The 14357-nt window shown below is 71.4% G+C and carries 13 protein-coding genes and 1 pseudogene; all 14 read right to left on the bottom strand.

Going from position 1 to position 14357, the window contains the following annotated elements:
• Positions 1–3 precede the first annotated feature (3 nt).
• The 14 genes and pseudogenes from DAA34_RS06015 to DAA34_RS05955 all read right to left on the bottom strand — a co-directional run bounded on the left by DAA34_RS06015 (position 4) and on the right by DAA34_RS05955 (position 14323).
• Entirely contained in the window at positions 4–1068 is a 1065-nt protein-coding gene (locus DAA34_RS06015; protein WP_106818042.1) for a glycosyltransferase family 4 protein, read from the bottom strand.
• 2 nt (positions 1069–1070) lie between these two features.
• On the bottom strand, positions 1071–2999 hold the full coding sequence (locus DAA34_RS06010; RefSeq protein WP_106818041.1) for an N-acetylneuraminate synthase family protein: 1929 nt from the start codon (positions 2997–2999) through the stop codon (positions 1071–1073).
• A complete protein-coding gene (locus DAA34_RS06005) occupies positions 2996–3769 on the bottom strand; it encodes an acylneuraminate cytidylyltransferase family protein (protein WP_106818040.1) in 774 nt (257 codons plus the stop codon). Before DAA34_RS06005 ends, DAA34_RS06010 begins: the two co-directional genes overlap by 4 nt.
• Positions 3766–4794, bottom strand: coding sequence for a hypothetical protein (locus DAA34_RS06000; protein WP_106818039.1), 1029 nt, complete (start codon positions 4792–4794; stop codon positions 3766–3768). Before DAA34_RS06000 ends, DAA34_RS06005 begins: the two co-directional genes overlap by 4 nt.
• The gene (locus tag DAA34_RS05995) at positions 4785–5789 is read right to left on the bottom strand and encodes a CgeB family protein (RefSeq protein WP_106818038.1); all 1005 of its coding nucleotides are present in this window, start codon (positions 5787–5789) and stop codon (positions 4785–4787) included. The genes DAA34_RS06000 and DAA34_RS05995 overlap by 10 nt, the downstream gene beginning before the upstream one ends.
• Positions 5786–6838, bottom strand: coding sequence for an NAD-dependent epimerase/dehydratase family protein (locus DAA34_RS05990; protein WP_106818037.1), 1053 nt, complete (start codon positions 6836–6838; stop codon positions 5786–5788). Before DAA34_RS05990 ends, DAA34_RS05995 begins: the two co-directional genes overlap by 4 nt.
• On the bottom strand, positions 6835–7386 hold the full coding sequence (locus DAA34_RS12455; protein ID WP_106818036.1) for an acyltransferase: 552 nt from the start codon (positions 7384–7386) through the stop codon (positions 6835–6837). The genes DAA34_RS05990 and DAA34_RS12455 overlap by 4 nt, the downstream gene beginning before the upstream one ends.
• Positions 7383–8291: a glycosyltransferase family 2 protein gene (locus DAA34_RS05980; RefSeq protein WP_106818035.1), complete on the bottom strand. Its 909-nt coding sequence runs from the start codon at positions 8289–8291 to the stop codon at positions 7383–7385. The genes DAA34_RS12455 and DAA34_RS05980 overlap by 4 nt, the downstream gene beginning before the upstream one ends.
• 11 nt (positions 8292–8302) lie before the next feature.
• Positions 8303–9364: a glycosyltransferase family 4 protein gene (locus tag DAA34_RS05975; protein ID WP_106818034.1), complete on the bottom strand. Its 1062-nt coding sequence runs from the start codon at positions 9362–9364 to the stop codon at positions 8303–8305.
• Between the two features lie 280 nt (positions 9365–9644).
• Complete coding sequence (locus DAA34_RS12450; protein WP_234354134.1) at positions 9645–9884, bottom strand: hypothetical protein; 240 nt, start codon at positions 9882–9884, stop codon at positions 9645–9647.
• A gap of 53 nt (positions 9885–9937) precedes the next feature.
• Positions 9938–10306, bottom strand: a pseudogene (locus DAA34_RS12730) (hypothetical protein); the annotation flags it as partial.
• A gap of 674 nt (positions 10307–10980) precedes the next feature.
• A complete protein-coding gene (locus DAA34_RS05965) occupies positions 10981–11853 on the bottom strand; it encodes a glycosyltransferase family 4 protein (RefSeq protein ID WP_158707639.1) in 873 nt (290 codons plus the stop codon).
• 341 nt (positions 11854–12194) lie between these two features.
• The gene (locus tag DAA34_RS05960) at positions 12195–13151 is read right to left on the bottom strand and encodes a glycosyltransferase (protein ID WP_106818031.1); all 957 of its coding nucleotides are present in this window, start codon (positions 13149–13151) and stop codon (positions 12195–12197) included.
• Positions 13148–14323 carry a rhamnosyltransferase WsaF family glycosyltransferase gene (locus DAA34_RS05955; protein WP_325027835.1) on the bottom strand — a complete coding sequence of 392 codons (1176 nt, stop codon included), beginning with the start codon at positions 14321–14323 and terminating at the stop codon, positions 13148–13150. The genes DAA34_RS05960 and DAA34_RS05955 overlap by 4 nt, the downstream gene beginning before the upstream one ends.
• Positions 14324–14357: the final 34 nt, after the last annotated feature.

Genomic DNA, 14357 nt, shown 5'->3' with positions numbered 1-14357 from the left:
CGCTCAGAGACTCTCGTACACCTCGGCGATCCGAGCGGCCATCGCCGCGACCGTCGGAACGGTGGCGGGCAGTGACGGTCGTGTCGGCCCCGGCTCGGCCTGCGCGAGGATCGCAGCGGCGACCGCATCGTGGTCGGCGGGGTCGGCCAGGCACCGGGGCGGCAGCAGCTCGGGATTGCCTCCCACCGGAGAGGCGACGACGCCGACCCCGCGGGCGACGGCGTCGAGCAGCGAGTAGCTGCAGTTCTCCCACGCCGACAGCTGGACGAGGACGTCCGCCCGGCCGAGCAGGTCCGCCGCGTCGACGAAACCGGGCATCGTCACGGCGTCCTGCAGCCCCAGTCGGTCGACGGTCGCGCGCAGCTCGCGCTCGAGCGGCCCGGTCCCGGCGAGCGTGAGGCGGGCCAGGGGCTCGCGCTGCCGGACGAGGGCGAAGGCCTCGAGCAGCTGGGGGATCCGCTTCTCCGGTGCGAGGCGCGAGATCGAGACGACGTGCACCCCGCCGTCCGCGTCCGGCGCCGGCTGCGGGCGTCCCACCGGGTCGACCCCGTTGGGGATGACCGTGATCGGTGCGGTGACGTGCCAGGCGGCCCGCATGGCGTCGGCCGTCGCGTGGGAGACCGCGAGGAGCCGGTCGAACCGCCGGATACGTGCAGCGTGCATCGCCGCCTTGAGCCGGGCCCGTGCCGCCCCCGACTGGTAGAGCAGCCGGTCGCCGGCGATGCCGTGCTCGGTGCTCACCCGCAGGGTGTCGCCCGGCGCGGCGGCGAGGACGACGTCGGCGAACGCGAGGTGGCTGTGGGTCACCTCCGGTCGGAGCGCCCGGATCGTCGATCGCAGCACCCGCACGGACGAGGTCGGGCCGGCGTCGACGCCGAAGCCGGGATCGGCGACGACCGCCGCCCCCTGCGCGACGAGCCGGTCGGCGAGCGGCCCCGGCGGACACAGGACGACGAGCGACCACCCAGGCAGACCCACCCGCACGACGTCGAGGACGTGACGTGCGACCCCGGCGAGGTCGGCGACCGGCACGACCCACAGCGCGGTGCGACGGGTGGGCACGACCATCGTCAGAACCACGCCTCGAGGCGCTCGAGCGCGGTCCAGAAGCCCTCACCGCGGTTGACGTGGCCCTGCCAGATCTCGGGGATGAAGCCGACACCCGGGGCGAGCTCGTCGAGCTGCTGCGCCAGACGTGGCCAGTCGATGTCCCCGTCCCCGATCTGTGGGCCCTCCCCATCGACCCCCGACGCGTCGGCGAGGTGGAGGTGGTCGGTGAAGGGAGCGAGCACCGCTACCGCCTCCTCGAAGGAGGTGCCGAGGTGGTTGGTGGCGAGCTTGGTGTGCGAGACGTCCAAGGTGAGGCGGGTCCCGGTCCGCTCGCAGAACAGCGCGGTGTCGGCCGGGTCCATGAAGAGGTTGTGGAACTGCTGCCCACCCATCAGCCAGGGGAACGGCGGGAGGGTCTGGGCGGTCAGGCGTACGTCCTGGTTGTCGAGCTGCGCCAGTCCCTCGGCCACCCGGTCGTACCGCTCCCCGCGGCGCGAGGGGTCCAGGTGCACGTCCCCCGTGAACCCTCCGAGGGTGGCGACGACGACCGGGGGCGCGGGCACCTCGAACCACATCGTGAGCCGTCGGGTCAGGTCGATGACCCGTTGCACCTCACGCACCGACCGATGCCTGACCTCGGCATCATCGCTGGCCAGATCGATGATGAAGTCGCCGGCGTACAGGTCCGGGGTGTGGCACGTGAAGGTGAAGGGCAGCCGGTCCGAGAGCATCTCGGCGGGGTCGATCTCCATGTCCCGGAACGAGAGGTGGAACTCGACGAAATCGGGGGTGCAGTCCGCGACGAGGGTGTCGAGGTCGTGATATCGAACCGGCAGCCCCCACGGTCGGCGGAAGTCGAAGTCTCGGCCACGGGGCACCGCGTCGGAGAGGTCCGTGGCGTAGAAGAAGTCGCCGACGGCGATGGGGCGCCTCATCGTTCGGCCGATCAAGCGGGACAGCGCGTTCGGCTGCAGACCGCGGCCGGGGCTCTTCACGTCCACGTCCTCCGGCCGGACGACCTCGCCGGCCTCGATCCACCGTGTCGCGACAAGCGACTTGGCCAGGTTCGCCCGGTTCATCATCTCGCCGGTGGACACCGCCCGCGGCGCGGCCGAGCCCATCGCCTGCTCGAGCTCGCGGGTCTGCCGGACCATCGCGGCGAGCTCGTCGGGCAGGAGGCTCACCTTGTGGTCGTTGCCCTCCATCCCGCGGTCGACGGTGACGTGCTTCTCGATCACGCTCGCCCCGAGCGCGACGGCCGCGAGCGGGACGTGGAACCCGCGCTCGTGCCCGGAGTACCCGACCGGGCACCCGGCGAGCTCGCCGATCCGCGCCATGTACCGGAGGTTGACGTCCTTGAACGGCGCCGGGTACGTCGACTGGCAGTGGAGCATGACGAACGGCGTGCCGCTCTCGCGCACGAGCCGTGCGGTCTCGACGATCTCCTCCTCGCTCGACATCCCCGTGGAGAGGATGAGCGGCACGCCGGTGGCCGCGGCGTAGGAGACGAGATCGTGGTTCGTCAGGTCGGCCGAGGCGATCTTCAGCGCCGGCAGGCCGTAGCCGACGAGCGCGTCGACCGACGGGCGGTCCCACGGGGTGCACATGACCTCGACGCCGCGGGCCCGCGCGTGGTCGAAGGCCTCGAAGAGCTCGTCGTTGGTGAGGGAGAACTTCGAGAGGAGGTCGAGGGTGTACTGCGGGCCGAGGTCCTCCCCCGCGCTCGACCCGTCGCCCTGCCGGTAGAGCGCCTTCATGTCCCGCATCTGGAACTTCACGCAGTCCGCCCCCGCGTCGGCGGACAGGTCGACGAGGCGCTTGGCGAGCTCGAGCGAACCGTTGTGGTTGATCCCGATCTCGGCGATGAGGAAGGCCGGCTGGCCGGGTCCGATCGTCCGCTCGCCGATCCGCACCGTGGTCCCCGTCACCGGGGTGGTCTGGTCCGTCATGCCTCGTCCTTCGCGCGTTCGGTGGTCTCGAAGTGACGCCGTTCCTGCGCGAGCAGGAAGGCGTCGGTGATCCGCAGGTCGATGTCGGTGTCGATGTCGACACCCTCCACCTCGTCCATCTCGAAGAGCGCGGTGCGCCCGCCGAGCCGGTTGCCCAGGTCCCGGTAGACCCGGGTGCGGGTGACGTAGAGGGATCCGGTCTCCCGGAAGCGCAGCTGCTCACGGGTGAGGTCCTGGCGCCGGGGCCGGGCGGTGACGTCGTAGTCGGCGCGCGGCGGGTCGCTCGCCCACCACAGGAAGGGTGCCTGCGGGACGACCCCGACCATCGAGTCGGCGCCGGAGGTCTCGAACTCCGTCAGCGCCCGGTCGAGCGTGCCGTCCTGCCGGATCGGGGAGGTCGCCTGGAGGAGCATGACGGTCTCCGGCGCGCGCCCGAGCGCCGTCATCTCGTCGATCGCGTGGAGGACGACGGGCTCGGTCGCCGTCGTGTCCTGCGCGAGCTCGGCCGGGCGGAGGAAGGGCACCTGGGCACCGGCGTGCCGGGCGGTGCGCGCGATCTCCTCGTCGTCGGTGGAGACGACGACGTCGGCCCGGCCGTCGCCGACCGCGGTCATCGCGAGCGCCTGACGGATCGTCCACTCGATGAGGGGGCGCCCGGCGACGGGCAGGAGGTTCTTGCGGGGGATGCCCTTGCTGCCCCCGCGGGCGGGGACGAGGACGAGGACGCGGCCGTCGTGGGCGGCTTCCGCGGGCGTGGTCGTCGACGTCACGGTGCGCCTCCGACGAGGTGGGCGGCGATGGCCGCGGCGGGTTCGACCGGCGGGAGCGAGGGCGCCGGGGTCGGGTCGTCGCCCCACCGGGAGAGGCCGTACCGCTCCCAGAACTCCTTAAGCCAGGCCGGGGGTGCGACGTGGGTGACCCAGCTCGGGATGCCGCGGGCGGCGGCCTCGAGCACACCGGTGGAGAACATCCCGACGACGGGGCGGTCGATGCTCGTCAGCGGCGTGCCCGGGTCCTCGACGGTGATCCCCCGCCGTCGCCACAGGGCGTGCTGCCAGCGGGAGAGGCGGTCCCGCTCGGAGGGGTGGGGGCGGTAGATCGCGTGCGTGGCGCGGCAGAAGCCGCCGGCGGTGCGGGCCATCCCCCACCGGGACAGCTCGGCGCCGTGGAGCTGGCCGAGGAAGACGGGGCGGTCGTCCGGGTGAACCTCCGCGGGCCGCGCCGCGGCCTCCCGGAGCAGCTGGGAACCGACGACGTGCGTCGTCACGTCGTCCCGCCCGGATCGCCAGAAGTCCGCGTCGGCGGCCGACCACGCGAGCAGCGTCGTGCCGGGCGCGAGCGGCGGGGCGTACGGGGTGAGCAGCCCGTGCTGGACGGTGACGAACCGTGCCCCACGCCGACGGGACCAGTCGTAGGCCGCCCCGCCGAGGCCGGTGTAGTGGCCCGCGGCGGACACCGTATCCACCTCCGCCAGCCGCGGCGACCCGCCGCCCAGGTCGACCTCGGTCGACGTGCCCGCCGCACCGAGCAGTGCCGGGTCGAGCGAGGTGGGCACGAGCAGCCCGGCATCGGGCAGGTGGTCGAGGACGGCGAGCAGAGCCGCCCGCGAGCTGGGGTTCGCGGACTCGACGACGACGAGGTGACGGGGACGGTCGACGGCGGCGACGAGGGTGGCGCGCGTGGGCGGCGCCTCGCTCGGGCCCCCGCTGCGGACGGCGCGCAGGCGGGCGATCGGGTCGGTCCCCCGCTGCCAGGCGCGCCAGTCGTCGAGGTTCGTGGGGTGGATCAGGCCCATCGGTCCTCCAGGTGGGCGACCCGGTGGTCGAAGGTGTGCTGGGCGAGGACGCGGGCCCGGCCGGCCTCACGGATGCCGTCGGCCCACGACCGGTCGCGTCCGGCCCGGCGGGCCAGGTCGACGAGCTCGTCGGCGCCGTCGAAGACGAGGACCTCGCGGTCCGGGTCGAGGTAGTGGTGGACGTCGGCTCGGTCGACGAGCTGGAGGGCCCCGACGCCGGAGGCCTCGAACGTCCGCATCGTGAAGCCGTCCTGGTCGCCGTGGACGTTGAGCGCCGCGCGCGCGCCGGCCATGACGCCGTACGCCTCGCCGCGGTCGAGGTCCCGCCCGGCGGGGACCCGGGCCCCGGAGGCGCGCCACGTGCGGGCGCGATCGGCGGGGTGCGCCGACCAGTCCCTCCCGTGTGCCCGGACGGAGACCTGGGCCCGGTGCAGCGCGACGAGCAGCGCCTCGCGGTTGGGGTACCGGGCACCGACGAACGCGATCTCGTCGGAGCGTCGAGGGGTGAACGCGCAGCGGGTGTCGTGCGCGAGCGGCAGGTGGGTCGCGTCGACCCCGCGGTCGGTGAGGGTCGCCACGTCGTGTGAGCTGTAGCTGCACACGGGCCCGATGGCGGGCAGGACGTCGTCGTCGTAGCGCAGCCGGCGCAGCTCGTCGTACAGCCACGTCACCCGGGCCGCACCGGACGCGGTGACCGCATCCCAGTACGCCGGCCCCAGGAGGTCGCCCTTGACGGTGACGACGACGTCGGGACGGTGGGCGCGCACCGCCTCGACCGCACCGGGGGTGAGATCGGCCCCGGCGCTCTCCCGGGCGTCGCGGCGCAGGCGGCTGGGCAGCTCGGTGAACACCTTGTGGCGGATCTTGGCCGTCGTCGACCGCTCGTCGTAGCGGTGGGTCGACACGACGTGCCCCCGCGCGGCGAGGGCCGTCTCGATCGCTCGCCAGTACCCGTGGAACGCGGGCGAGACGAGCAGGACGCGGGATCCCGTCACGAGGTGAGACCCCTGGCCTCGAGCTCGCCGAGCGCGGCGTCCCACGCCTGGGAGTCGGCGCCCGGCTTGTCCCAGGACCACTGGATGAACCCGGCGACGGCGTCCCGGCTCGACACCTTCGGCAGCGGTGCGCCGCACGCCCGCACCCGGCCGAGGTCGGCGCACGCGTCGACGATGTCCCCGGCGCGGGTGACGTCGACGTGCTCGACCTCGACGTCGTCACGCGGGGAGCCCTCGATCGCGTAGCGCGCGAGCGCGTTGAGGTCGGTCCGGACCCCGGTGCCGCAGTTGAGGATCCGCGGGTCGCCCGGGGTCGGGGGGTGCTCGAGCATCCAGTGGAGCAGCGCGGCGAGGTCGTGGACGTGGACGAAGTCCCGGGTCTGCGTGCCGTCCCCGTAGACGAGCAGGCCCTTGCCCTCGCGCAGGCGGGCGAGGAAGGCGGCGAGGACGCCGGTGTACGGGTTGTGCAGCGCCTGGCCGGGCCCGATGACGTTCTGGGGCCGGACGATCGAGACGGGGACGGTCGCGGCGGCCTCGGCGAGCGCGCGCTCCCCGTCCGACTTCGTCTGGCCGTAGACGGACACCGGGTGGTGGGGATCGTCCTCGGTGGAGTCCTCGGGGGTGGACCCGGCCGGCCGGGCGCCGAAGCCGATCACGCCGTCGGTCGTGCGGTGCCGGCCCTCGCCGTAGACGGCGCGGGAGCTGGCGGCGACGACGGGGACGCCCCAGCCCGCGGCCCGCTCCCCGGCCAGGCGGGTGCCGTCGACGTTGACCCGGACGTACCGCTCCTGCTCGTACATCGACTGGGCGGTGCCGGTCTCGGCAGCCAGGTGCACGATCGCGTCGCACCGCGGGACCCGGTCCCAGGCGTGCGGGTCGGCGACGTCGCCGATGACGACCTCGCCCGGGAAGGCCGCCCGGCTCGCCTCGGGGTGGAGGTGGACCTGCGGGTGGAGCACGTCGAGCGCGACGAGCTCGTGCTCATCGCGCAGGCGCCGGGCCAGGTGCTGCCCGATGAAGCCGGCTCCACCGGTGATGAGGACCTTCACCGGACGCCCCCGGAGATGATGCGGGCGGGCACCCCGGCGGCCACGGCTCCCGCAGGGACGTCCTTGGTCACGACCGCGCCAGCTGCCACCTTGGCGCCATCCCCGATGGTCACGCCCCCCATGACGATGGCTCGCTGCCCGAGAAAGACATTCGTACCGATGGTGATCGGCCCGGCGCCCTCGGGCGCGCCGCCTGTGATGAAGCCAGCAATCACCGACCCGATGAAGACCCCGTCGGCGATGCCGACGTGCCGGCCGATCCGAATGGGGTCCCCCGCATGAGCGTGGAAGTCGTGGCCGATGTACGCGTCGTCACCGATCTCGATCGGCCCCCCGCCCGGCTCGGACTGGAGCCAGGCACCGGGGTAGATGGCGCACCCGCTCCCGACGTGGATGCGCTCGACCCCGCGAAGGATGCGTGGCGAGACGATGACGCTGCCGCGACCGAACGAGCCGAACGACCGGGAGTACAGGGCCCGGCTGCGCAGCGCGCCGACGTGCCAGCGCAGCGAGGGCGGTGCTTCCGTGAGACGACGGGCGAGGGTCATCCCTTCCTCCTCAGCAGCTCGAGCTCGGCCCTGGCCGTCGTCAGCGGACGGCTGTCGCGTCCCAGGAGGTGCCGTCCGGTGTTCCACACGAGGTTGACGCCCGTGGCAACCGTCAACGCTGCGCGCTGGCGCCGCCAGCCTCCCCACTTCCGGGCGTAGCGAACCCGACCCTCGACGAGCCAGGCGCGGCGGCGGTCGCCGTCGCCGGAGGACCCGCCGCCCTCGTGAACCACCTGGACGTTCCCACAGTGAATGCTCGGGACGCCCCGCGCACGCAACCGGCGTTGGAGATCGACCTCCTCGGCATTCATGAAGAACCGCTCGTCGAATCCGCCGACGGCCCGGAAGTGCGTGGCGGGGATGAGGAGCGCGGCGCCGACGAGCCAATCGACGGGCAGAGTGTCACCCGGCAACGCACGGGTGTCGTGCCCGACGGCCTCGTGCAGCAGCCGCAGGTGGCGCCACCGGGCGAGCGGGACGAGCCACTCGATCGTCTGGTGGCGGACGCGCGGGAAGTGCCGCCCGGTGTACTCGGGTCGGCCGTCGGGGCGGACGGTCGCCGGGCCGGCCACGCAGGGCTGCCACCGCGCGGCCGCGGCGACGAGGTCGGCGACGAAGGTGGGACCGATCTGGAGGTCGGAGTTGAGGACGAGGAGAAGGTCCCCGGTCGCGGCGGCCGCGCGGGTGTTGCCGTCCGCCCCGACCCCGCCGTTGCTCTCCCGCCGGACGACCGTCACCCCGTCGGTCGGCGGGAACGGCTCCGGGGATGCGTCGTCGGAGACGACGATCTCGACGTCGGGGCTGCCCTCCTGGGCGCGCAGTGCGTCCACGAGCGCCAACGTCGGGGCGGGATCGCCGAAGTGGGGAATGACGGCGCTGACGCGACCCGTGCCGGAACTGGACATCGTCGTCCACCTTACGACGGGCGACTCCCCGCCGTGGCGAGAACGAGGTGCTCCACGGCTCGGGCCGTCTCGGCCCAGTCGCCTACCCGCACCGGACCCGTCCGGGCGGGCGGGGCGGCGATCGCTGCGGCGAAGCGGTCGACGTCCGGAGGGAGCAGCGTCGCGTGACCCGCGCTCGTCTCGGGGATCGCCGCGAGATCCGTCGCGATGACCGGGCACCCGCAGGCGAGGGCCTCGGCGACAGGCAGGCAGAACCCCTCCTCGAGGGACATCGTCACCAGCGCCTGGGCGCCGCTGTAGAGCGCCGCGAGCTCGTCGTCGCTGAGCCCGCTGACGCGGTGCACGCCATCGGGCAGGTCATCGGCAGTCAGCTCGCCGCAGCCGACGAGGACGAGCGCGGCGTCGGTGCCGGAGCGGCGCCACGCCTCGATCAGCGCCGGGACGTTCTTGTGGGGCTTGGCGTTGCCGACGTAGAGGACGTAGTCGGCAGGAACGTCGAACCGGGCACGGACCGCCGACACCTCGTCGGCGCCGCGTGGGTGGAGGTGGGGGGCGACCCCCTCCCCGATGACCTTGGTCTTCGCAGCGACCGAGGCCCCGTACTCGCGGGCGAGGTCGTCCCCGGTCCACCGGCTCACCGCGACGACCGCGGCGGCGGCGCGGACGGCGCGACCGATGACGGCCCGGTAGGCGAGCCGCTTGGGGAGGGAGGCGTCACCGGGGTGGCGGTGGAGGATGAGGTCGTGGACGGTGACGACGGTCGGTACGGGCATGAGCATCGGCACGTTGAAGTGCGGCGCGAGGAAGACATCGAGGCCCAGGCGCTTGACGAGGCGCGGCAGGCGGACCTGCTCGGCGAGCGAGTAGTGCGCCACGTCCGCGACGACGACCCGGTGCGGCGCAGGCACCTCTGGGCAGGCGTTCCGGTCCCGCACGATGACCGTCCAGCGCACCCGCGACTCGTCCTGCGCCAGCAGCGCACCAAGGAGCTCGGAGGAGTAGCGGGACAGCCCGGTCCCGGTACCGATGAACCGCCCGTCGAAACCGGCCTCGGTCAGGGTCGTCGTGGGCACCCGGCGAACGTAGCACCACGTGCATGACGTAGATCGGGCGTGCGCGTCCCCGGCGCGCTAGGAGGTACGCCCGAGGAGATGGCGTTGGACCGATCCCGCACGGGTGCGCGCGGCGAGCACCGCGCGGCCGGTTGCGGTGGTGGGACCGCGGTAGGCGCTGTAGTGCATGACCTCGGCCCGTTTCTGGATCACCGCCGTCGGCCCGGACGCCTGAAGGTCCCGAACACCTCGGTCCACCGCCGCACTTCTCCTGCCGAGGATCCCCGACGATCGGCATCATCTACGACCCGGGCTCCCCAGCCACGGTCTCGCACTTGGTCGCGACAGCACGGGCCCAACGATCCCAGGACAACGATTCCACCGCGTGGTTCAGCGCTGCCGCCCGCATCGCCCGTAACCGCTCGCGGTCGGCGACCACAGACGCGATCTTCTCGACCGCGGCTGAGACGACGGCCTCCGCACCGTGCTCGATGTCCGGGACGAGGGAGCCGGTGACGCCGTCGACGACGATGTCCTCCACCCCCCGGTACGGGTGGCGACGACGGGCAACCCTGCGTGCGCCGCGTCCGTCATCGACACACCGGCGCAATTGGCTCGCGCCAGTTCGAGCAGCAGGTCGTGCTCGTGGTAGAGGCGCGCCATCCTTGAGTGCTCGACGCGGCCGACAGCATGGACCCCGCGGGGCAGGTCCGGCGCGGAACCAACCACCGTCAGGTCGACGGGATGACCCGCAGCCATCGCCCGCTGCCACGCGTGGACGGCAAGGTCCCCACCCTTACGCTCCCAATCGCTCGCCACGAGCAGAACCCGCAGGCGTCCCTCCCCCGACTCACCGGGGCTGGGCACGGTAGAGGCAGACGGCCCGAAGGGCGCCACCGCCGTCCTCCTGGCCGGCACGCCATAGTCCTTCACCAACGACGCCCTCGCCCACTCCGATGCCATCACGAACCCCCGGCCGGAACGTGCAGTGCGGCGTGCGAGAGCCTGCCCCTGAAGCCGGCTCACGCGATGGAGGCCGGTGAACATCGGGTAATAATCCGCCATGAGGTCGAACGTTGTGTCCCCGACGTGAACGACCGGGATCGACGGGTCGACGAAGGCGAGCTGCTGGGATGCTGCGACTCCCACGACGACATCGGCACGGGCCGCACGGACGCGGCGGGACACCTCTTGCCCCCAAGCGAGGCTCGAGGCAAGCCCGTGGGTGTGGAGGTATTTCTTCCCCCGTCTGCCGTGCAAGGCCCGGGTAGCGGCACGGTCAACGACGCTAAAGCGGAGATCGCCCACCCGCACAGGCACCGCGTCCGAAACCTGCGCCAGAGCGGTCCACATCGGCGGCACCATGCCCGACCAGCCGCGGGGGTCGTCGAGGTCCCACGGCGACACGAACGCGACGCGCACAAGCACCCCTCCCCTTGGCTGGCCCGCTGCCAAGCGTACGTTCTTGCTGGCTCGCGACTAACGAACAACCCCGCGTGGTGGGCACGCCGGAACCGGTGCCCATCGCGGCCAATTTCACACGCCGGTCGTCAACATGCCCTAACGTATCTCACCTGCTACCGACGGGCTTCGGAGCAAGACCATACGCCCGCACGGGTCCAACGGGGGCCGGACCGCTAACACATGCGACCTCGGGCTGGCACGCCGTAGATCACCGCGATCCGTTCCCGAAACCGGCCCGCCGAGTAGCGCGCTCTCGCCCGCGCCGCCCTGTCGAGGGCAGCAGCCTGGGCGGTTGGGAGGTCCTCCAGCACCTCGACGATAGCGTTGGCGAAATCCGCCGGTTCGTCTGCGATCGCCGCTAGGAGTTCGGAGCGAATGCCCTCGGCGCCAACGGTCGTCGACACCGTGGGCACACCGGCCACGATCCCCTCCACGGTCTTGAATTTGACGCCCGACCCCAGGAGGAGCGGCACCGCTACGACGGCGCTATCTTCATACACCGCGTGGAGGTCGTCTACGAACCCGACCACCTCCATTCCCGCGCGTGCGCGGAGCTCCTCCAACGCATTGCTCGGGTCTGCGCCGACAAAGCGGAGGCTGGCATCCGGCACAGCGGCCAAGACCGCTGGCCAGACCTCGTCGGCCAGCCAGAACGCAGCTTCCACGTTCACCTCACGGGCGAAGTAGGCGACCATGGAGACAATCGGTGAAGGTAGAACGTCAGGCGATCTCGGGGTTAAGTTGGACGCCAGCGGCGGGTCGAGCGTGACCACATCACGAGCTCCGAGTGAGCGGAGCAAGGCCGCGTCCTTGTCGTTGAGCGCTACTACCACGTCCAGCGCGGCGATCGCACGGCGGTCTCGGACGTCGGACGTCCACGCTGACGCAAAGTTGAGCCATCGAGCAAGTCCATGGCGACGCTCGGCTCGGCGGCGGTACAACTGGCTCAACACGTCGTGGAAGGTGCCCACGATGACGGCCTCGGGCGCCGCGCGGCGGATAGCTCTGGCGAGCGATACGTGCTCTGCCCACTGCAGGTCGATCACGTCCGCATCGCGCAATAACATGCGCACCTCCCGCTGGGTGAGCAGGACATGCCACGGGACGACCGGTAGGCCACAGAGAATCAGACGGGCCCGGCGGTCCAAGACATTCAGGGCACGCCACACAACCGGCGGAACGCCAGGGGTGACATGGACCACAGAGGTCCCATCCTCACCTGGGGTCGTCCTCCCCGCGTCCGTATGACGCGCCCCGGGCACTACAACGGACACGCTTGCACCCTTCGCCAGGAGGTCGAGGACCGATCGCAGATGTCGAGCGCCGGCGCTCATGGGCTGGTCCTGTGGCGCCTGCCCCCAGATCGCGACGATTCGTGGGGGCGCTGTCACCTTCTGGCCCCGGCACGCAGAGCCCGCGCGGCTCGAACCACTGGCTCCAGAGGCGGGCCGGGGACGCCGAGGTGAATGAACGTGGCCGCCACTCGTTGGCCACGCGTCGTCAGGTTCTTCTGAACAGAATCGACGTCCTCACGAAGCTCGGAAGGTCGTGCCCCGAGGAACCATCGGCGCCGGGTCGTCTCCCAGAGTAGCGGGGCGGTGATGTTTCGCACGGTCTCGGAAGGGCCAAGGTGCTTGCGCAGCGTGGCAGCGCGAGCCTCGAGAAAACGCGGGTTTCGGGCGTGGAACTGGGTGTGACCGAGTGAGGTCTCCAACTCACGGAAGGCGACGAGCGGCTCATCGAGGCGGGCTAGAACGAACTGACGAGCGAGGCGTAACCACAAGTCCCAGTCCTCGTAGAACTGGTCTTCGTCATAACCGCCCGCGGCTCGGACCGCGTCCGTGCGAAGCATCACCGAGGGCGCAGGGATCCAGTTGTCGCGGAGCAGGGCGAGATACGTGGCCTCCGGGTCAAGACCCCCTGGCCACCCGTACGCGTCCGAGAAGTCGGGCAGCCGTCGATCATCGGCATCCACACGGTGGGCGTCGCTGTAGACCATCACTACGTCCGCTGGGGCTTGCTCCAACACCTCCAGCTGGCGCTCCACGCGATCTGGGAACATGTAGTCGTCCCCGGAGATATACGCATAGAAGGGGGTGCGCACGTCGCCCAGACCCGCGTTGAGCGACTTTGTCAGACCCCGGTTCTCGGGGTTGACATGAACCTCGACCTCGAACCCTGTCTCCGCGATCCACTCCTTCACCACGGCCACCGTGTCATCCGGTGACCGGTCGTCGATGAGGAGGAGGCGCGCGAACGGCCGGGTCTGCTGCCTGATCGATTCCAAGCACTGCCGGACGTAGGGCGCGTGATTGTAGGTGACAACGATCGCGGTGGCGCTCATCCCTCGCGCCGCCCGCCCAGATCACGCAATACCCGACGCACCGGCCCCTGCAGAGCATCGGGCCACGAGGCGGGGAGAGTCGCCGATCCTGGCTCAGCGGCCGCCGCCTCGACCAACGCGGTCGCCAACGCATCAACAGTCGGTTCGACCACCCAGATCGCGTCACCGTACCGACTGAGGTCGGTCTTGTTCTCCCAGCGGGTCGTCACGACCCGCGCTCCAGCGCTCGCCATCTCCAGCGTCGGGTAATTCGGGTGCGGAGCGAGCATCGGGGAGAGGCAAACATCGACCGTCCTGCAGAACTGTCGATAGCTGTCGAGGTCGAGCTTCCCCAGCCGGCTAACCGTGTGGCCCGTCCGGAGGGAGATCCCACGACCGCGCTCACCACCCGCCATCAGCACCTCCCACTCGTCCCCCAGCTGTGCGGACATCAGTGCCTGCTCGATGGCCTGCAGTCCAGTCCCGTAGAGGTTACGAGCGACATTCGGGCGGCCATAGAAAAAGAGCCGCCGTCGGCCGTTCGTGCGCCCCCGGTCGCCGGGGGGGATGGCCACGGCAGGCTCGAAGAACGGTGTTGATTCGTTGATTTCTATAGGCAGGCCGCTCATGAACTCGCGGAGGACGCTGGTGTTGACGACGAACACGGCTTCGGCGATGTCGTACGTCGCACGGGCCCAGAGCTGGTCGTCACCGTTTGGATAGAAGATCGGCTCGTAGTCCTGAACCAGGTAGACGAACGGCCTACCGGGCAGGGCCTCCGCCAGGCGTGCCGCGTCCCACCATGCGCTCACGACGAAGATGTCGTCGTCGTGCACCTCCAGGACATCTGTAGGGGGCGTCCGGGAGACGCCGATGCGAGGGACAGGCACGGAGGCAGAACGGAGGAACGCTTGGACGTCGAACTCCGTGGGCGCGGTCGTCTGGACGACCTCGAGGTCGTGGCCGGACTCGGCCGCGAGGGTCGCGCCCACGTAGAGCAGCGTCGCCACCCCGCCGAACAATCCGCCGGGGTTGAGCGAGGTCAAGACCTTGACCTGCGGCGCGCGCGCAGATGTCGGTCGGCACGCCAACCTCCGAAGAGATGGATGACTCGGGGCGAGCTCCCGGACCACGTCAGGAGGGCCCGAGGCGCCGACAAGATGTTCTGTCAGACGGGTTTCGGCAGCCCGCATGACCCCCGCCACCCTATCGGCGGCGGCAGCTCCA

The sequence above is a fragment of the Janibacter massiliensis genome, assembly GCF_900289115.1.
Lineage (GTDB): Bacteria > Actinomycetota > Actinomycetes > Actinomycetales > Dermatophilaceae > Janibacter_A > Janibacter_A massiliensis.
Note: the sequence above shows the minus strand (reverse complement) of the source record. Positions and strands in the feature narration are given on the sequence as shown.